Consider the following 20781-nt stretch of genomic DNA (forward strand, 5'->3'; position numbering starts at 1 on the left):
TAGACCTCTTGCAAAAGTAGCAGAGGGAATTAAAATAAGAAGAACATTCATCGTTGTCTAAGAACCATGCCAAACATAGATAAGCTACTCAAACAAAGTGACGCTGGTTTTAAACGCTACACTGGCATTCATAAAGCCACCTTTTATGACATGCTTGATGCCATGCAAGAGCATGAAGCATCTAAGACCAAATCAGGTAGACCAAGTGTGCTCAGTCTTAAGGAGCAGATACTACTAGCCCTGACTTATTGGCGTGAATACCGCACGCTTTATCATATCAGTATGGACTTTGGTATTCATGAGTCTTCTGCTAGCCGTATCATTCGTAAAGTAGAAGACACACTGATTGACTCTGGCAAGTTTGAATTACCTAAAAAGCTGCCTAGTCGTGTCGATGACGACATCAATTGGTCAGTCGTCATTGTTGATGCTACCGAAACCCCTATTGAGCGTCCAAAAAAAACCAAAGAGACTACTACAGCGGTAAGAAAAAACAACACACCTTAAAAGCGCAGGTTATCGTTCATTGGCAAACTGGTTTGATACTTGATGTGCAAACCTGTAAAGGGTCAATCCACGATTTTAAGCTGTATAAAGATACTTGTCCTGACTGGTTACCTTGTGACGCCAAGCTACTAGCCGATAGTGGTTATCAAGGGTTAGCAAAGTTACATGAGCAAACTTTCACGCCATTTAAGAAACCTCGTGGTGGTCAGTTATTAGAGATATGCAAACAGGCCAATCACTATCTGGCAAAGTTCCGTATTGTGGTTGAGCACAAAATAGGCTTAATCAAGTTGTTTAAAATCGTGGCTCATAAATATCGCAACCGTCGTCAGCGCTATGATCTTAGAATGAAGCTGTTTGCTGGTATCATTAATTCCGAGCTTAAATTATGACTTTTGCAAGAGGTCTAATATTACTGATTTAGGACTCAAAAAAGGGTCAAAGTTAGCCCCAAAAAACTCAATACTTATTCTAGTTCGTGGGAGCATGCTGTTTAAAAAAATACCGATGGGGATGGCTTTAAAAGACGTAGCCTTCAATCAAGATGTTAAATCTATTATTACTAAAGAAGATTTGAACGAATATTATTTTTTTCAATGGTTGCTATCTCAAGAAAACATTATCCAAAATAAAGTTACATCAACAGGTATTGGGGCAGGTAAGCTAGATACTTCTGAACTACAGAATTTAGAAATCTATTATCCTGCTAAAGAAGAACAAACCAAAATCGCCACATTTCTATCCGCTGTCGATACTAAGATCGACGAGCTGACCCAAAAGCATGAACTGCTTACCGAGTACAAAAAAGGCATGATGCAGCAGCTTTTTAGCCAAAAACTGCGCTTTAAAGCCGACGATGGTAGTGATTTTGAGGATTGGGAAGAAAGTTTGATTGGCAACGTTTTCACGAACAAATCAGAAAGCTTTAATCCTAAAGTAGAAAATAATCTACCTTGCATTGAACTTGAACACTTATCGCAAGGTACAGGGACAATACTAGGCACTACTGACAGTAAAAATCAAAAAAGCACGAAAAACGTATTTGAAAGATCTAATGTTTTGTATGGAAAATTACGTCCATATTTAAATAAATTTGCCCAGCCTGACTTTAAGGGTGTCTGCTCTACTGAGATTTGGGTTCTTACAGGTATAGAGATATCTAATAATTACCTATATCAATATATACAAAGCGAAGGTTTTTCAGAGCTTACGAGTATTCAGTCTGGTTCAAAGATGCCACGCGCTGATTGGAAAACCGTAGCAAGCGCTGTTATGTCATATCCTTGCTGCGAAGAACAAACTAAAATTGCCAACTTCCTAACCGCTATTGACCAAAAAATTGATAACGTTGCCGAGCAAATCGACCACGCCAAAACGTGGAAAAAAGGCTTATTACAGCAGATGTTTGTATAAGGTATAACATGACTGAGCAAAGTGAGTACCAACTCGAAGACAGCCTAATGACGCAAATGCAGGATTTGGGTTATGAGCGCGTTACCATTACCACCGAGGCGGCACTCCTTGCCAACCTAAAGACGCAAATCGTCCGCGCCAATCAGCTGGATCAGCCATTATCTGATGATGAGTGGAAGCAAGTTATCAGTCATCTTGGCAGTGGCAGCGCCTTTGAGCGTGCCAAAAAGCTGCGCGATAAGTTCAACGTCAAATTCGATGATGGCAGCTCACGCCATATTCAGTTTTTTTGGCCAAACGCTGATGACAACATTTGGCAGCTGAGCAATCAGATTATGGTTGACCACAGCAGCCAAAACGGGCGCACCAGTCGCTTTGACGTCACCATCTTGGTTAACGGCTTGCCCCTAGTGCAAATCGAGCTTAAGCGCCGTGGCGGCATCGAGATTGCCGAGGCATTCCATCAGACCATGCGTTACTCAAAAGCCGCCTACAAGGCAGGACATGGCTTATTTGAGTTCGTTCAGCTGTTCGTCATCAGTAATGGCGCAAACACGCGCTACTATGCCAAAGGCACTCAGCACTTTAATTTTACCTTTCCCTGGGCGGACAGCGACAACAAACCGATCAATGAAATCGTTGATTTTGCTGAGGTGTTTTTAACCCCTACGCATTTAACCGAGATGATCGCTCAGTTTGTCGTGCTCTATGAGTACTCCAAGACCATGATGGTGCTCAGACCCTATCAAGTCCATGCCACCAAGCGCTTAATTGAGCGCGCCACCGCCTCAGACAAAAACGGTTATATTTGGCATACCACAGGATCAGGCAAAACGCTGACCTCATTTAAAGCCAGTCAAATCATCATGGGGCTACCCGATGTCGAAAAGGTGGTGTTTGTTGTCGATAGAAATGATTTGGACACCCAAACCGCCAATGAGTTCAACGCCTTTAAAGACGGCAGCGTAGACAGTACCACCAACACCAAAAACTTAGTCAAGCAGCTCGGCGAGACCCACGACAAGCTGATCGTCACCACCATTCAAAAGCTCAACCGCGCTATCAAATCAGAGCGCCATCAAGAAAAAATCCGCTACTTACAAGACAAAAAAGTCGTCTTTATCTTTGATGAATGTCACCGCAGCCAATTTGGTGAAACGCACCGAAACATCAAACGCTTTTTTCAACAATCGCAGATGTTCGGTTTTACAGGCACACCCATATTGATTGACAACGCTCACAACAAAGCTGGGCTTAAGCTCACTACCGCCTACCTATTTGATGAGTGCTTGCACCGCTACACCATCGTGGATGCCATTCGTGACAGAAACGTGCTGCCCTTTCAGATTGACTATGTGGGTAAATTCACCAAAAACGACAGTGCTGCCGATGAAAAAGTCACCGCCATTGACACTCAAGAGGTCTATAACGACCCTAAACGCATTGATGATATCGCTCGCTATATCATCGAAAAGCATGACACCAAGACCAAACGCCGCGAGTTTAACGCCATATTTTGCGTCAGCTCCGTTGATATACTCACGCAGTACTACGACGCTTTTGAGCGTATTCAAGCGCAAAAGCAAGCCGATGACCCTACATTCAAGCCACTCACCATTGCTACGATATTTTCTTATGCGGCCAACGAAGCGACCGATGCCAGTTTCGAAGACAATGGGCTCATTGCAGAGTCCAGCTTTGAAACCCCTGCCCAAATTGATGAGAGCAGCCGCGACAAGTTAGATCGCTACATTGGCCAATACAATCATACATTCGCTACAAACTTTGATTCAGGCAAGAACTACTATCCTTACTATCGTGATATCGCCACCAAAGTAAAACAGCGCAAGATCGATATTCTGATCGTCGTGAACATGTTTCTGACAGGATTCGACGCCAAAACCTTAAATACGCTATACGTGGATAAGAACCTAAAGTACCATGGTCTGGTACAAGCCTTCTCACGCACCAACCGTATCTATAACGATAAAAAGCCCTTTGGTAATATCGTCTGCTTTCGTAACCTAAAGCAAAACACCGACGACGCTCTAGCCCTGTTTGCCAACAAGCAAGCGAAAGATATCGCCGTCATTCCTGAAATGCATGAGCTACGAAAGCACTACGATCAAGCCGCTAAGACCCTTTTAGACATCTGCGCTGATTATAAGGCCGTTGATACACTAGAGACTGAAGATGAGCAGTTAGCATTTATCAAAGCCTTTCGTGAAGTGATGCGCTATAACGAGCAGTTAGGTACCTTCGTAGACTACGACCAGGCTGATACAGATCTGAATAAAGAAGACTTCGCCAATTTTGCCAGTAAATATATAGACCTATACCGCAACATTCGCACCCAGAACAAGAATAGCCAGGATAAAACCTCAATACTCGATGACATCAACTTTCAGATTGAAATGCTACATAGCGATCGTATCAATGTCGGCTACATACTAGAGCTACTCAAGCAAGCCAATAAGCAGCAAGACGATGGCAACGAAGAGAAGGCAGCCCAGTACCAAGCCCAGGTGAACGATTTAATCATGAATGAGCCGACCTTCCGCGACAAGCAAGAGCTTATCCAAAAGTTCATCAAGGAGCAGATGCCTAAAATGCCAGATGGTCAGACAGTAGAGGAGGCTTTTGCACACTTTTGGGACGTAGAGAAGGAGGCTGCGTACCAAGAGCTATGTAAAGATAACAATCTGAAAGCCGATGTCATGCAAGAGATCCTCAGAAAGTATAAGACTAGCAAGCGGCTACCTGACCGTAACGAAGTGAAAGCGCTACCTAACTATAAAGTTAAGCTATTTGAGCGCAAACCCCTTCACGAGCGACTCATGAGCAAGACTCGTGACTTTATCCAGAAGTTTTATGCTGATATGTAAAAGACTATCCATGATCCTGTGCAACTGCACTTTAACCTAAACCCATCACCAGGGCATCATGGTCAATACACGTTGGCCATTTATGTAATAGCTCATCAGCATCAAAACCTTCTCAGGGGGCAGAGTCAGCTCTTTAGTTGTTCCATTGAGATGAGTTATGCAAGTGATATCATCTGTATAAACCTTAGTCTCTTTATCATAAAACCCAAAAATTCCACCAATCAGCCGAACATCACTCAAAAGCTTTGCATGTTTTTTATCCACTGCCTTACTTATGGCAAGGGTTCCTAATGGCTTATCAGCTATTAGCATCAGAGTAACGAACTGCATCACACGATCATATAATTTTGGATTTTCCATCATCTCATTGTAAAAAGCGTATGCTTGATCGCTTGTGCAGAAGTTTTCAAACAAAGTAAATGCACGAGCTACCATTTCCGCAACGCTATGATCATCTTCTGCAAATTTAATGGCTATCGTATTTCTTGCAAGTGGCAGCATCACAGATAAAGCGCCTTCACTATCTGCCACTACACCATCGACCATATACGGCTCTATATTTGCATCAAAGCTTGATAGCGCAGCTTTGTGGCTTTCAATAAACATAACCTATTACCCATGATAGTTTGGATTACTTCCACCAGTAGCATGACTATTGTCATCTAGTAGCGAATCCTGTTCTCTATAATTAGCCAGAGAGTCAGATTGCGTTTGGTTATTGCTATCAGTATTTCTGCCTTCAACGCCTGTATTTTGATCAGTAGCTTCTTTATTATTTTCTTTTACGTTGGCTAAAAATGGATCCTCTTCCTCACCCAATCCTATATCACCACCTAAACTCTCGATCATACTTTTGAATAAAAACTTATCTGATTTCCTTGTTAAAAAATCTGGAAAGTGAATGGCGAAGTAATCTCGAATCATTTGCTCAGTTTCACCTTCAGTTGCCAATACTTGACCCAAAAATGCCCCCATTAGAATCTTCTGCTTGTTTAATCGTTTATCCAGCTTCACCTGCTGAACCTTAGCTTGGCGTTTTAACTCTTCTAACCGTTGACGCTCTTTTAGCTCATTAGAGTCTTGACTATCAAAAATAGACATAGGTGCTTTATTATTAGATACTGACATCAGATTTACCCTTATCGATTAAATTTTACTCAGCATAGCAAGCACCTCACTATCATTCAATCGCTTGTGGTAAGCTTTAACACAACCGCATCAGACACCTCAGATATATTATTTTAGTATTTGATGGTGGCGTCTCCCTGACTAAGGGCGAAGTAACGACTCAAAATTTAATCTATCCACTTCGTTACTATCTTAATTTTGAATCCTTCTTCGTTGGGGAAACCCCAAACCCCGCACACCACAAAAAGCGGTGGTGTGAAAAAAGCAACAATAGCAGGTGGCTCTTTATGACGATGGTACATATTGCGACAAAGGCGATTTCTCGAAAATCAGGGCAGTCAGCTGTGGCGTCGGCGGCCTATCGTGCTGGGGATGTGCTTGATGATGCCAAATATGGCAAGACGCATGACTATAGTAAAAAGTCTGGGGTTATGAGTAGCGATATTGTTTTACCATTTTCGCTAAAGGCGCTGGGTGTGAGTGTGGATCGAGAGACGCTTTGGAATACCGCTGAAGCGGCAGAGACACGTTCGGACAGTCGGGTGGCGCGTGAGTGGCTGATTAATTTGCCGTATGAGTTAGACGAATATGATCGGCATCAGCTGGCCATCAACTTTGCCCAAAAGCTTTGCGACGATATGGAGGTGATTGCTGATGTGTGTATCCATCGTCCGGTGATGAAATTGCCTTTTGATCCTAATGTACCGCCAAGCTCTAAGTATTTGCGTGAGGGTGAGGAGAACCCTGATCCCCGTAATTTTCACGCGCATATTTTAGTCACTACTCGAGCGCCTACCATTGGACCGAATAAAACCTTGGCGTTTGATCCAAAGCTTAAGACCCCGTTTGAGTGGTCCAACAAAAAACGTAAGGCGCATGATCTGCCGTCATCGATGCAAGAGATTAAGCGTGTTCGGGAGATGTGGGTAGATACCGCCAATAAAGTGTTGGCGCAGCATCATCTGCCATTGATGGATGCGCGCAGTTATAAGGATCAGGGGCTTGATCAGCAGCCCACCATTAAAATGGGCGTTGAGGCGACGGCAATGGAGCGCCGAGGCATCACGACCGAAAAAGGAGACACCAACCGCGCCATCAAAGCACGTAATAAATTGGTGGCTGACAACCATATCAAACAGGAAGCAGACAATGAGCGACGAATTAGCGCACTTAGAAAAGGACTTGCTTGGGCAACTGAGAAAAATGCAAGACTACCTGGCAGCATTGGAGGCACAAAACAGCGAGCTGATTTTGCAAAACACCTCTCTGGAAGCTCAGAACCTCACATTACGTACTGCACAGAACAAAATAATAGAACGGCAATTCGAGTTGACGACACAAAACGATGCGTTGAAGAGGCAAAATCAGGCATTGCTTGGGCAGCTAAACGATGCGAAAACCTACCAAAGCGATGTGATGACACAAAACAAAGAATTAATGGCACAGCACAAGCAAATAACAAGCTCACACAAAGAATTGACGACACAAAACAAGCAATTGAGGGAATCACTGAAGCTATCGGAAAGTCAAATATTGAAATTAACAAAGCAACTGAGCGAAGTGCAAGACCAGCCCCCAACCCCTTCGATGACGCAGCACGACGAGCAAGAGCTGCTCGACTTGATCGACAGCAAAGACAAGTTGATCGAGACACTCGAGCAAACCGTCACAAAGATGAGAGAATCTTTGAGTATGCTGAACGTATGAAGCTGCACTTAGCCATGCGTTTAATTCAACGCCATCACAATTCAATGGCAATCAGCTGGGCACAAGGAGAAACGATAGAGGATGCCCCTGATAAATTTGATAAGCGTCAAGTTGCGATACTTAGCGAGTTTGCAAAGCGCCTTGGTATTGAAGATAAAGATAAAGCGCTAGGGTTTAGAGATCACTTACAGCAAGTGGGCAAACGTTTTGATTACACGCTGGTTGAAAATAACAAATCCATTATCAAGCTTTTGCGTGATCCTAAAGCTGAACGAGAGCAGTATCTGGCACTTATTAAGCATTTTGAGGACTTTAGGGACGATATTGATCAAAAGCGTGCGACATTTAATACTAGTATCATTGACAAGCTAGGCGGTAGCGCAGGAGAGGTTGGCAGAATGACTCGGGACACCATGTCATCGTTCAGCTATATAGAAGAATTAATGGATTACATCAATCAGGATAACTACCCAGCTGAGGCAAGGGAGGTTGCTAAAGAACATTTAGCAGATATCTTGGATAAAACCTGTCAGCAATTCAAACTTGCGTTGCGTGATGTTAATTCCTTACCAACAACCCAGCGTAAAACCTACTCAGAGGCTCTTAAAGCCACTTTAGAGACGTTTACTGAGCGATATGGTAAAGAGTTGTCTGAAAGCCAACACAAAGCGATACAGAGCGGTTTAGAGTCCTATCAGCATCAAGTGAGTAGAACTAATACACCCAGTCGAGGATTTAGTCCTTAATCTAATCCTCAAAAGAACCGTTACTGAGAAATAAGTTACTTAGGCAAGCTACGCGGTTTAAGTGATGATTTTTCACTTATCCACAAAAAAGTTTATCACCCGTTTCTTTAAGGGGTTTATTTAATCCTGTTTACTCCTGTTTACTCCTGTTTAAGAGCCTTTTTTCCCTGTTAAAATCAATACCTTACAAGAAAGAAAAAGAGTAAATGAGCAGAAAACAGAGTAAATGAGCAGAAAACAGAGTAAATGAGCAGAAAACAGAGTAAATGAGCAAAAAACAGAGATAAATAAAAAACACTCTTTTTATAACTCTATTTTATGATAATATCTTGTTAAATGTAACTATGGGCGCAGAGTTGAAATGGAAAATAACTTAGTTGTTCAGTCAAATGATTTAATCCTAGCAACGTACACAATGCAAAAGACGGATAAAGAGCTCATGCTTGCTTGTATTAGTCAGATTGATAGTAGGCCTGATGCACCAAATGTCACGCAAGACACAGAATATAAAGTAACAGTTGATGATATTAAATCATTGTTTTTTGGTAAGAAGTCTAAGAACGAACAGAATGTTTATCGTGACATAGAGAACGCAAGCAAACGTTTATATGACGTCGATATTGTTATGAGCTTGCCCGAGAATAAAACGCTTCAAACAAGGCTTGTTAGTAGTATTGTCTATGATCCGGATAACGGAGAAGTCGTATTATCATTCGCAAATAAAATACTGCCATATTTGACGCAACTTAAAGCTAATTTCACTAAATACAAGCTATTAGAAATAGGTGAGTTATCGAGTATTCATTCAATAAAAATGTATGAATTGGTGGTAATGTGGGTTAATCAATACCAGTACAGCAAAGAGTTTACGATAGAAGAGTTTAAACACGTAATGTGTGTTAAAGATAAGTATAAGCAATTTAGTGAGTTGCGAAGATATGTTATTGAAACAGCTATCAATGATATAAATGAAAATACGAATTATAAAGTCAGTGTAGAGTATCAAAAAAAAGCAAGAGGGAAGGGCTATAAAGGCTTAAAGCTCAAATTTCACAAAAAGTTATTAGATAAAATTGCTGGTAAAGACGGTAAATTGTCAGAAGATAAGATCAAATCAATTGTTGATAATGTGCAGTTTATGAACGACTATAACGATCACCCAGGTTTAAGCTATGACGGTAAAATGAGTACTGATATTTTTAAGCGTGAAATGATTAACCTCATACAGCGGGAACCTGAAAGCTTTAACAAGCCAAACAAAGCGCTTGAGAGCTACTTACCAAAAGTCAGTCAAGGTAGGTAATTACTATGTTTACTACCAATTATGATATATGGCTTACTTAAGAGTCAAAGGCCAATGCTTTTGCAGTGTTTGAAATCTATGGCCTGAGGTTATACGCATTATCTCTGCCAGGCGTGCCATAAAGATTGAAAGGAGACAATATGAACAAGGTTAGTTATCACATAGATAAGTTGCCGCCATTAACGGCTAAGCAGCAAGCGGACTTAGAGTACTTAGCAACGCTTAGCGATGACGACATTGATCTATCGGACATTCCAGAAATCACCGACTGGTCAGGCGCGATCCGTGGCAGTATCAAACCACAAACGCTTACTACAGAAGCCAGTGTTATCAGCCCAAGCATTCTTGCTAAGTTTAAGGACAGAGCCAAGCAGACAGGCGGTAACTATCAGGACATGATCAATGATGCCCTAGAAGAATACCTAACTGATCATTAAGTCTTAGCCAACAAGTTATAACCTCAAGACGACTTGGGGTTTTTTTACACCTTGTATTGTAGTATGTTGTATATTGTATTATACTATATACAACATACTACAATGCACTATCAAGGAATACAAAATCATGGCACTCACCACACAAGATATTCATGCAGCAGCTGACCGATTACAGGAGCAAGGGATCAAGCCGACACTGGCAGAGGTGCGTAAGGCGCTAGGCGGTGGCTCATTCACTACCATTAGTGATGCTATGCAGAGTTGGAAGCGAGAACAGCAGGAAGAGCAAGAGCTACAACAAGTGGATTTACCTAGCGGTATCACTGGACGCTTGCACACGCTTGGCGCTGATATGTGGCAGACAGCTATTGATATGGCGAACGATAGGCTGTCTAAGGAGCGTGAAGCTCTAGAGGTGGTTAAGGTTAAGGCACAAGCAGAGACGGACGAAGCGCAAGAAGCAGTTAAAACCTTAGAGGGTGAACAAGCAGATCTACTACAGCAGCTGGACGAAGTGGCCACTACTGCGGAAGCAGCAACTAAAAGCGCTCAGCAAGCCACAGCTGACCATGATGCTACCAAACAGACGCTATCAGATACTAAGCATCAATTAGAGCTTGAACGAACTAAAGCAGAAACAGCACAATCACAGCTTGTAGAGACACGTAGCGCATTAGATAAGCAATCTGTAGAGCTTACTAGTAGTCTTGGTGAGGTAGCCACGCTTAAAGCTACAGCTGATAGCGATAAAGCAGAGATTGCACGTTTAAAGGCGGAGCTTAAAGCCACTAAGTCAGAGCTAAAGACGGTCACAGCTGAACGCAATGAGATACAAACTGCTACCGCAGAGATCAAAGGAGAGCTAAAGGCGGTCACCGCTGAACGTGATAAGCTATCAGGACTTTATGAGCAGCTGACTCAAATACAGGCTAAACTTGAAGCTGAACATAGTATATTGAATAAGCAATATGGCGAGCTATCGAGCCGTCACCTATCAGAACAAGAACAAGTGACTGTGTTACAAAATAAACTCAAGAAAGCTCAAGATGATCTCATACTTATTCAAAACAAAGATAACGCCTTGGATGTTGATTAAATAAAAGTATTCAAGGTTCCAAGATAAAGAATAGTTATGAGCTAGGAAGAGACTTTACCTAAAGCGTAGATCTCGTTCTATTCACACTAAGCTTATGAATCAACTATGACAATATCGACTCACTGAATAAATGACTGTTGTATAAGAACTATTCTAAATTTTTCTCTGAAGTCTTATAGTATATAGCCTAGTGGGCTATATACTATTTAAATTAGCCTAAGTAAATTTATGCTGATTTTGGAGCCTTGAGCAGATTTCAAGGAACACTCACCCTAAAGCGTTTATGAGTAAAAAAATACTCACAAACGCTTTAGTGCATTCCTTGGATTTGATGTGATTAGTCATGCCGACTTCATCGCCCATCGCGTCATCAAGACCGTATCACTGTATCAAGCTACGGTTGTTAAGATTACGGCTGATAGCACCGCCTAGACACGCTCTTAACCGCTACTGTGCTGTCATACGCTAGCAAGGGCCTAAACCCAATATACCGCTACGATATGCACGAGTAACCACTCATTGCGTTGCTCAATATGTCTAGAACCCCCTGTCGAGAGCTTTACCCTTCTGTCAAACGCAGTCGTCGCCGAGGCCTGCCACCCATTTGACGGGTAACAATTACAGAGAGAGCAGCACAAGGAGGTAACGAGCGAACAAGCAGTTTTTAAAATGTATAGTGAATAAGGTTGATATGAAAGCATATTTTGGATAAAATGCACCTACACGGGCATTTAATGCTGTTCAAATAACGCAGTTCAGGTGCTTATTTGTTCGTTACAGTGTGCGTCAACACGCTGTAACCGTTAGCTATATTTAAAACTAAATGCCTCTGGGAGTCAACTCCCAAAGGCATTTTTTTGTTTGTCATGTAGATTGGGTTTTTATTATCTACTTTTTCATTAGATTGCTTAGGCTTTTTTTGTCGTCATTTAGCGTAGGTATTTCAACCATTTTGAAGTTAGCACTTAGTACATCCTCACAAGACGTTAAGTTTCTGACAATACTGGGATAGTTTACTATGAAGACCGGCTTAGTCGTCAGATGCAAGGTTTTACACGCGCTGTTAAGAAGCGGTAAATCATCTTTCTGAGAGAATACGATAATGAAAAGACAAACCTACACTCCTGAGATTAAAGAACGCGCCGTTCGTATGCTGATTGAAGCATTAAACGATTACACCTTTATGTGGTCATGTCATAAAAAGCACACTAATGAAACTATACTAACCAACATTCAAGACTAAGCTACACATACTAAAGAGCTTGAACATGAGAACAAGAAGCTTACGTAAGCCAGTTAGATTACAGTAAAATCCGCTTTTTTCGCCCAAGGAGAGATAGGACACACAATCAAGTTGTGGCTCAGTTTATTGATAAAAATAAGTGTGTCTACGGTATTAGAGCAATATTGACTGTGCAATATAGAAAATATGCAATAAACTTATTTTCTACCTTTAATAAAATGCAGCAACCTAAACAAGGGTAAATTATGAGTAATTCAGATAACCACAGTCATCAAGCTCCAGACCCTAAAAATATGAATAAAGCTTTTTATTTTGGGATTGGTCTAAATTCTGCATTTACGCTCATCGAGTTTATAGTGGGCTATTCAACTAATTCATTAGCTTTAATCGCAGACGCTAGCCACAACTTAAGTGATGTTGCCAGTTTAATAATCTCGTTAATTGGAATGAAATTAGCACAGAAAGCATCTACTACGCTTTATACCTATGGCTACAAAAAAGCTTCTATAATGGCGTCTCTTATTAACGCCATATTGTTAGTTGCAATCGTTATAGGTATTGCGTATGAGGCCTTGGGTCGATTTGATACGATACCGGAAGTTGCAGGAAAAGTTATTATTATTACAGCTCTAATAGGTGTATTTATAAATACTGTTTCTGCTTTTGCATTCTACAAAGGTCAAAAAGACGATATTAATATCAAAGGTGCTTTCTTGCATCTAATGGTAGATGCATTGGTCTCTTTAGGTGTCGTTATCTCGGGCATTATTATTTACTATACAAGTTGGAATATCGTTGATCCTCTAGTTAGCTTGATTATTTCAGTCGTTATACTGTTATCGACTTGGGGTCTACTAAAAGAGAGTATCAAGCTTGCTATCGACGGAGTACCTCAAAATGTTGATCTCAGTAAAATCACTGCTATCTTAGAGAGCTATAATTTTATTCAAAACTTTCATCATTTACATATCTGGGCTTTGAGTACCACTGAGAATGCTCTTACAGTTCATATTGTACCGAAGACCGATATAACGCTTGAAGAGACTATTACTATGAAAGAAAACATCAAGGAAGATTTGGCGCATCAGAATATACAACATGCAACTATTGAATTTGGTACTAAGGCAGATGACAATCAAAAATCGCGTGCATTAAATGAAAGTATCAACTAAAAGATGATAGACCGTATATAGCTATCTCTTTTTAAGTATGAGGCGCGTGCCTTATGTCAACATAATTTTTTCAATCAGTTCTTATGTGATCAATAGTTTAAAACTTTTATATTTACGTGCGTTAGGACGTTACCTAGAAAAAATAAAAAACTTACGCTGATTAAATTATTATGATTAAGTTTACTATTACCCTCGTCTTCTAAGTGTGGTTAGACCTTTGCCAAAATAGCTTATTAGTAATAACAGGGTTATTATTATCAAGATAGGATAATTTCCCATAAGCATAAAGGGCGTGTTACCAACCCGTGCCTGTATCTCACCACGTAGTACAGTACGCTCAAACTGCGGTGCGCGTTTTACAATACGACCTTTATGGTTAATGATAGCGGTAACACCAGTATTGGTCGCTCGAATAAACCAGCGCCCGTTCTCAAGCGCGCGCATTTGTACCATTTGCAAATGTTGCAATGGTCCTGCTGAAGTGCCAAACCAGGCATCGTTAGAGACGGTCAACAAAAAGTCAGTATCGATGGCATTTTTACGCGTGGTATCTGGATAAGCTACCTCATAACAGATAGCCGTCCCTATATTGTGTTCACGCACCTTTAGCGGTGACTGCTGATCACTACCACGACTATAGCTCTTAATATCCTGACTACCGGCCAAACTTGGGAAAATATCGAGCACGCCTTCAAATGGAATATACTCTCCAAAAGGCACTAGACGCTGCTTCTTGTATAGGCCTTCCGCTTCTACACCTCGAGCAATCACGCTATTGTAAAATGGGGGATACTTATCCGTACTGGCATTGAATGCCGCTTTATCCTTATAAGGGATACCAGTTATCCATGTCGTATTGGTCGCATTGGCCATTTCTATCATTTCACTAATAAAGCCCGCAGCCTCATCCTGAAACATCGGAATAGATGATTCAGGCCACACCACCACATCACGTCCCCACTCAGTGCGCGTTAACTTCGCATAAATCTTTAGCGTTTCTACTTGATATTGCGTCAGCCACTTTATATCTTGTGAAATATTACCTTGAATCAATGACACTGACAGATCAGGTGTGCCCTTAGGTTTTGTCCATTGCGGATTGACCAGCCATAATGATGTGCTAATGGCTAATAACAGTACAGAAACGACGGCATAACTACTGCGTCGAAGCAGTAGCTCTACTAAACTTGCAGCCAATAGTATGGCAACAAAAGAGACGGCAAAAACACCAGCAACGGGTGCTAAGGACGATAACCAATACTCTTCAGTAAATGCATAACCAACAAATAGCCACGGAAAGCCTGTGAATAACCAAGTTTTTAACCATTCTTGTAGCACCCAAAGAGCAGCAAATGAAAAGGGTTGTTTGCCTACCATACGGTTAAAGACTAGTGTTAAAAATCCATGAAACAGTCCCATACCGAGACCCATCAATCCAATCATAATCAATGCGAGCCACGTTGGAGTATCGCTATAATCATGGATGGCAGTATAGAGCCAAAAGCCGCCGACGCACCATAGCCCCATACCGTAAGCTTCACCGATAATAAAAGCGCGACGACCACTCATATTTGGTACCAACAGCGCATATAAAATCGCTGGTGACACTATTGCTAGCGGCCAGAACCCATGAGGCGCTAGCGCAAATAAAAAAATAGCCCCTGCAAGCCATGCTGCTACTAGCGTAAACCATAGCGGTAATTGATTTGAGTGAGTACTCAAACGCTTTTGTAGATTAATAGTAGACAGGCGCATCGCAAATTATCCAAAATTATGAGTTTTGAATTTTTAGTCAAAATCCAAAACTCGGATAGACCTGTTAATACTACAGGCAGCATTTCAAAATGAAAACTGCTTATGATACCAGTCCGCACTGCTCAATGGATAAATTTACGTACTCCGTTTGATGGGTTATTATGCTACATTACCAAACGATATGAAGTGTTACTTGACCTTCTATAGCTCACAATATCTACAGTACATGAGAGAGCACTATGACCCCCTTAAAAATAAAATCCAGTCTTATATTCAATCGTTATCTGTCTAAGGGGTTGCGTAGTACGTTATTATTACTGGCTGCCTCATCACTATTTGCTTGTAGCCAACCGAGTAGTGGCGTATCTGATGCAAGCACAACATCGGCATCAACTGAAGATGTTTTGGCTGTTCCAAAGACAGCTGAACCAAACGTTATAAATAATTCTATGATGACATCAGTAAGTAAACCAGACTTACTAAAAAACGTCTCAGCCACTGTCTATAAAGATGCCAATTGCGGCTGCTGTAAAGAATGGATAAGTCATGCAGAAGATAATGGTCTAAGTGCAACCGCGCAAGATGTTGCGGACTTAGCCGTATTTAAAGAGCGCTACAGCGTTCCAAATGAAATGCGTTCTTGCCATACTGTAGTCACTACGGATGGTTACGTCTTTGAAGGTCATGTACCCGCTAAATATATGGCGCAGTTTTTAGAAAATCCGCCAGTACAAGCTATGGGTCTTGCCGTACCTGGCATGCCTATTGGTAGCCCAGGTATGGAGTATCAAAATAAATTCATGCCCTATCAGGTTATGCAGCTCAATAAAGACGGGACAACCCAAGTTTATGCTGATATTGAATCGGTAGAGCAGCAATTATAGTGTGTTAGCAGTTAAGAATACTTTGATTATAGTGTTAGCGTTAAAAGTAAATGAGGCAGGTATAAGACTGTTCTATTGCTTATAAAATGATTCTTCATCAAAAAAATCATTAGCTATTGCGACTTTAAAAGCAAAAATAACTTTGAATTTGTAACTTTTGATGACAATGTAAGCGGATTTATCGGTTATTAACCCTTAAAATAGATAAATAATTAAGGGTTAATACAAGAATATACAGGATGTATCGAAACAATTACGTAATATTACATAAGCCAGTAGGGAATTAACATCTATATTAATATTATAAATTATTATATTATCTTAATAATTAGTTAGACCCTATATAGGGTAATTACTTCATCCAATAGAAAAACGTCTGAGGGTTAAATCTAAATTATAGATTTAACCCTCAGACGTTTTTTTGCTTATAAAACAGTAGAAATTGTGGTCAATCTAGTCAGCTATATTCTGTACATGTTACACAAACTTACATTGTAAAATGTGGGATATTAGCAATTTTTTCGACATCAAAAAAGTATTTTTGGGGTTTTTAAGGGGAATGACAGGCTAAACAACCTATGCTAAAGTCGGCTTTGTGTTTTGGTCAGCAGCTTGATTTGTAACAGCTTCGTAAGACTTCAATGAGCTGTGATCGCCAATAATTATTTTTTATATGAATAATATGCAGCAGAAGTATCAGTCACTATGACGTATATATACTTGTGTTGTTGAGATTTAATTGACTGCGCTGTTGTTGATAACAGACGATTTTGAATTAACCGTAGGTATTAGATTTATGAAACAGGCTTTATTGATTTTGTCAGTACTGGGTATGGGCATAGCACAAACGAGTGGTGCTGCTATCACAATCTCTCAAACAAATAATACCATCACCAATACTTCTGTGGCATCAAACTACGGTTCATCAAAAAACATCTATAGCACCAAAAGTGGTGCTTATGTTTCTAATAATGATGAAATTAGTCAAGCAATTAGCAACCTAAGTGCGCAGGCCAAGCAAAAAGAGAATCAGCTTTCATCATTAAACAGCCGCTTATACGCTGAAAAACAACAGCAGCAAGTCAATACAGTTCCTGACAGCAATTCAGCCCCCGCTATCGCTGCTGCTCGCGCCTCAAAAGTGGCTTTATCTGGCAGCTCTGGATATTGTGCCCGTTACGTACGTAAAGCACTACAATCAGCTGGTTATGAATTTACACCCAATCCTTCAGCCTATCAGTACGCCACTCGTGGCACGCTTGATAAAGCAGGTTTTAGCAAAATCAGTAATGATATGCCAACCCAAGTAGGTGATGTTATTGTCTATGATCGCTCATCAAAGCGCCCGCATGGCCATATCCAAATATTTGATGGCGAAAATTGGATTTCTGATTTCCGTCAGAACAGCATCAGCCCATACAGTGGTGTCTATGCTTATACGACATGGCGCGATTCAAAATACGTGGATGACGCATCCGCATCAGATCGTAATATCCACCTTGCTATGAATGATAAATAAGACTTTCTAAGTCAGCACAACATAGTTGTTATTTCCTCCAACCCAGTAGTGATCTTAATATCATTGCTGGGTTTTTTTGTGCTTAACATCAGGGCGTATTTAACCTTTCATGATTTGATCCGTCAGAAATGAACACTACTGATATCATTACTCATGACAGGAGTTATCGACAAGCGCGTTTAAAATGCCACATGATGACGCTGGTGCACTACTTGCACATTTCTGGCGCAAAACGGTCAAGTGATGCTTTAAGTGCATCAGTTCTTCCATTCGTATTTCCACAGCATGAATGTGCTCATCTAGCAAGTTATTCACATCGCCGCAGTCCTTGTCAGGCGACTCCCAGTATTCAAGTAAGATTCGCACATCATCTAAAGCCATATCGAGCGTACGGCAATGTAGGATAAATTGTAGACGCTCAATGTGCTCTTCATTATATAAACGATAATTCCCTTCGCTACGAAAAGGCTCGGGTAATAAGTGCTCCTTTTCGTAATAGCGAATGGTTTCTACTGTGGCACCTGTGCGTTTAGCGAGCTCACCAATTTTGATTGTCATAACAACCTCTATGATTTAAATAATTAAAGTGGCTGTAAAGACTAGCGCTAGAGAAATTAAAATTACGAAACTGTAGATAAATAACCTTGACTCTAAAGCCACTAGAGGGTTCATAATATCATTATTCAAAGGGTAAATTATTATGAAATATCATATTGAAGGTATGGACTGTGCCAGTTGCATCGGCAAGATTGAAACAGCTTTGAAACGTATGCCTGGGGTTTCTGATGTTGAGCTAAATTTTGCTACAGAAACGCTAGAGCTAAGCTTGGCCCCTGATGCGCCGACTCAGGCTAGTGATATTGAAAAAACCATCAAAAGCCTAGGGTTCGGTATATCTGCCAATACTGGTCAACAAACTGTATCGGCTATTGATATTGACAGCGACAATCAGATGGCTCCGCAGGATAAGCGGTGGTGGCAAACTCAAAAAGGCAAACAGGTTGTTGGTCTCGGTATTTTGATGGGCAGCGCTTATGCACTGTCACTACTGTTCCCCGCTTATGGGATATGGGTGTTTGCCATCGCTGTGATTGTAGGCGTTTTTCCATTTGCACGCAAAGCCTTAGCACTGGCTAAAACAGGTTCATTCTTTTCAATTGAAACGCTGATGTCCGTCGCCGTGCTTGGCGCACTTATCATTGGTGAAGCTGAAGAGGCCGCAGCGGTTGTCTTTTTGTTCTCAATCGGTGAACTGTTTGAGAGTATCGCTGCTGATCGCGCTCGCGCTGGCATCAGAGCCTTATCATCGCTGGTTCCGAAAAGTGCGATTTTACTTGATGCTCAAGGTGGGCAGCGTAACGTTCCAGCGACTTCATTACAAGTGAATGACCTTGTGCTGGTGCGTCCTGGAGATAGGGTATCTGCTGATGGTTCCATTGTTCAAGGTGCGTCCAGCCTTGATGATTCGCCCGTGACGGGAGAGTCTGTTCCTGTTGCCAAGACGATGGGTGACAATGTATTTGCAGGGTCAATTAACATCGATGGTGTGCTCCAAGTGCGCGTAGAAAAGACAGCCGCCGATAACACTATTTCGCGCATTATTGATTTGGTAGAGCAAGCGCAAGCTTCCAAAGCACCCACTGCCCGTTTTATTGAGAAATTCAGTCGTTACTATACACCGGCTGTGATGGCTATTGCCGCCCTAATTATCATCGTCCCACCGTTAACCATGGGCGGAGATTGGTCAACTTGGTTATATCGAGGTCTAGCCTTATTATTGATCGCTTGTCCTTGTGCTCTTGTGCTCTCAACACCAGCTGCTATCGCCTCTGGTCTAGCGGTCGGTGCGCGCCGCGGCTTGCTGATCAAGGGCGGTAGTGCTTTAGAAACCATCGGCCAAGTGAAGACAGTCGCTTTTGACAAGACAGGCACTTTAACTGAAGGCAAACCACGCGTGACCGATGTTGTTGCCTTTACACAAGAGGACTCAAGTATTCAAGGTCAGAATTCTCAAGGTAAAGATAAGGTATTGGCGCTCTTTGCCAGTGTGGAGACAGGTTCTAGTCACCCGCTTGCTGAAGCTATTGTCAGTCATGCCAAAGCCGCCAAAGTTGTCATACCTGTGGCTTCTAAAGCTTCTGCTACTGCGGGTAAAGCGGTACACGCAACTATCGCTGGGCGCGCGCTAGCTATCGGTTCGCCTGTTTATGCCGCAGATGAGGCATCAATTTCAGCCGAGCAACAGGCACAAATCGAGGCGCTGCAAAATGAGGGCAAGACCGTCTCAGTTCTTTTCGATGAGCAAAGTCGAGAAGTGCTTGGATTGGTCGCACTAAGAGACGAGTTACGAGACGACGCTCATGAAGGTGTGGCTCAACTTAAAGCGATGGGTGTGCGCTCCGTCATGCTAACAGGCGACAACCGCTTAACCGCTCAAGCACTTGCCAGTAATTTAGACGTGGAATGGGAAGCTGAGCTGTTGCCTGAGGACAAACTGCGCTTGCTTAACGAGATGAAGAATAACAGCAAAATAGCGATGGTGGGTGATGGTATTAACGATGCGCCAGCACTAGCAACCGCTGATGTTGGCATCGCGATGGGTGGTGGTACCGATGTGGCCATTGAGACGGCCGATATCGCATTATTAAAAAGTCGTGTTACAGACATGGCCCATCTGATTGCACTTTCGCGTGCCACCATGCGCAACATTCATCAGAACGTCATTTTCGCTTTAGGTCTCAAAGGCGTCTTTCTGATCACGACCGTATTCGGCATTACTGGACTATGGATTGCGGTTCTAGCTGATGCTGGAGCAACAGTGCTCGTTACTCTCAATGCGTTACGTTTACTGCGCTTTAAAGGCGCGCCTCCACTGGTAACTCCGCCTAAAGTAGTTAAATAAAACCCTTCGAAATCAATTAAAAACTAGAGATAGCAGCAGATTTCGGGGGTGGGTTCTAATAATAAAAATTCCACCGCTACAGTA

Annotated in this window: 16 protein-coding genes and 1 pseudogene; 13 read left to right on the forward strand and 4 right to left on the reverse strand. The window is 41.8% G+C overall.

The window, feature by feature from the left end:
- Positions 1-66: 66 nt before the first annotated feature.
- From W234_RS0101015 to W234_RS0101030, 4 genes and pseudogenes are all read left to right on the forward strand, one after another.
- The gene (locus W234_RS0101015) at positions 67-507 is read left to right on the forward strand and encodes a transposase family protein (protein ID WP_025643546.1); all 441 of its coding nucleotides are present in this window, start codon (positions 67-69) and stop codon (positions 505-507) included.
- A gap of 8 nt (positions 508-515) precedes the next feature.
- Positions 516-899, forward strand: a pseudogene (locus tag W234_RS0101020) (transposase family protein); the annotation flags it as partial.
- Positions 865-1920 (forward strand): restriction endonuclease subunit S, encoded by a 1056-nt coding sequence (locus W234_RS0101025; RefSeq protein ID WP_084212591.1) that lies wholly within the window; start codon positions 865-867, stop codon positions 1918-1920. The pseudogene W234_RS0101020 and the gene W234_RS0101025, both read left to right, overlap by 35 nt.
- 8 nt (positions 1921-1928) lie before the next feature.
- Entirely contained in the window at positions 1929-4805 is a 2877-nt protein-coding gene (locus W234_RS0101030) for a type I restriction endonuclease subunit R (RefSeq protein WP_025643893.1), read from the forward strand.
- 45 nt (positions 4806-4850) lie between these two features.
- Here W234_RS0101030 and W234_RS0101035 read toward each other — a convergent pair whose 3' ends face one another.
- Positions 4851-5411, reverse strand: a complete 561-nt coding sequence (locus tag W234_RS0101035; protein ID WP_025643896.1) for a hypothetical protein — start codon at positions 5409-5411, stop codon at positions 4851-4853.
- 6 nt (positions 5412-5417) lie between these two features.
- Positions 5418-5933, reverse strand: coding sequence for a hypothetical protein (locus W234_RS0101040; protein WP_025643898.1), 516 nt, complete (start codon positions 5931-5933; stop codon positions 5418-5420).
- Positions 5934-6220: 287 nt separating this feature from the next.
- Between W234_RS0101040 and W234_RS14130 the strand changes: the two genes are divergently transcribed.
- The 6 genes from W234_RS14130 to W234_RS0101070 all read left to right on the forward strand — a co-directional run bounded on the left by W234_RS14130 (position 6221) and on the right by W234_RS0101070 (position 13637).
- Complete coding sequence (locus W234_RS14130; RefSeq protein ID WP_025643900.1) at positions 6221-8386, forward strand: MobA/MobL family protein; 2166 nt, start codon at positions 6221-6223, stop codon at positions 8384-8386.
- Between the two features lie 361 nt (positions 8387-8747).
- On the forward strand, positions 8748-9689 hold the full coding sequence (locus W234_RS0101050; protein WP_025643902.1) for a replication initiation protein: 942 nt from the start codon (positions 8748-8750) through the stop codon (positions 9687-9689).
- A 140-nt stretch (positions 9690-9829) separates the two neighbouring features.
- Positions 9830-10126, forward strand: coding sequence for a hypothetical protein (locus W234_RS0101055; protein WP_025643904.1), 297 nt, complete (start codon positions 9830-9832; stop codon positions 10124-10126).
- A 127-nt stretch (positions 10127-10253) separates the two neighbouring features.
- On the forward strand, positions 10254-11222 hold the full coding sequence (locus W234_RS0101060) for a DNA-binding protein (RefSeq protein WP_025643906.1): 969 nt from the start codon (positions 10254-10256) through the stop codon (positions 11220-11222).
- A gap of 1102 nt (positions 11223-12324) precedes the next feature.
- Positions 12325-12465 (forward strand): hypothetical protein, encoded by a 141-nt coding sequence (locus W234_RS14415; RefSeq protein ID WP_156410079.1) that lies wholly within the window; start codon positions 12325-12327, stop codon positions 12463-12465.
- A gap of 245 nt (positions 12466-12710) precedes the next feature.
- Positions 12711-13637 carry a cation diffusion facilitator family transporter gene (locus tag W234_RS0101070; protein ID WP_025643908.1) on the forward strand — a complete coding sequence of 309 codons (927 nt, stop codon included), beginning with the start codon at positions 12711-12713 and terminating at the stop codon, positions 13635-13637.
- Between the two features lie 186 nt (positions 13638-13823).
- On the opposite strand, the gene lnt is transcribed toward W234_RS0101070, so the two are convergent.
- Entirely contained in the window at positions 13824-15392 is a 1569-nt protein-coding gene (gene lnt / locus W234_RS0101075; protein WP_025643909.1) for an apolipoprotein N-acyltransferase, read from the reverse strand.
- 239 nt (positions 15393-15631) lie between these two features.
- On the opposite strand from lnt, the gene W234_RS0101080 reads away from it, so the two are divergent.
- Both W234_RS0101080 and W234_RS0101085 read left to right on the forward strand, forming a co-directional pair.
- On the forward strand, positions 15632-16276 hold the full coding sequence (locus W234_RS0101080; protein ID WP_025643911.1) for a DUF411 domain-containing protein: 645 nt from the start codon (positions 15632-15634) through the stop codon (positions 16274-16276).
- 796 nt (positions 16277-17072) lie between these two features.
- A complete protein-coding gene (locus W234_RS0101085; RefSeq protein WP_025643918.1) occupies positions 17073-17795 on the forward strand; it encodes a CHAP domain-containing protein in 723 nt (240 codons plus the stop codon).
- Between the two features lie 147 nt (positions 17796-17942).
- Here the strand turns inward: W234_RS0101085 and cadR are convergent, their stop codons facing one another.
- A complete protein-coding gene (gene cadR / locus W234_RS0101090; RefSeq protein ID WP_025643920.1) occupies positions 17943-18353 on the reverse strand; it encodes a Cd(II)/Pb(II)-responsive transcriptional regulator in 411 nt (136 codons plus the stop codon).
- 142 nt (positions 18354-18495) lie between these two features.
- Between cadR and W234_RS0101095 the strand changes: the two genes are divergently transcribed.
- A complete protein-coding gene (locus W234_RS0101095; protein WP_025643923.1) occupies positions 18496-20697 on the forward strand; it encodes a heavy metal translocating P-type ATPase in 2202 nt (733 codons plus the stop codon).
- The last annotated feature ends 84 nt before the right edge of the window (positions 20698-20781 follow it).

Origin of the sequence: Psychrobacter sp. TB15 (genome assembly GCF_000511655.1) — a bacterium.
Taxonomy (GTDB): domain Bacteria; phylum Pseudomonadota; class Gammaproteobacteria; order Pseudomonadales; family Moraxellaceae; genus Psychrobacter; species Psychrobacter submarinus.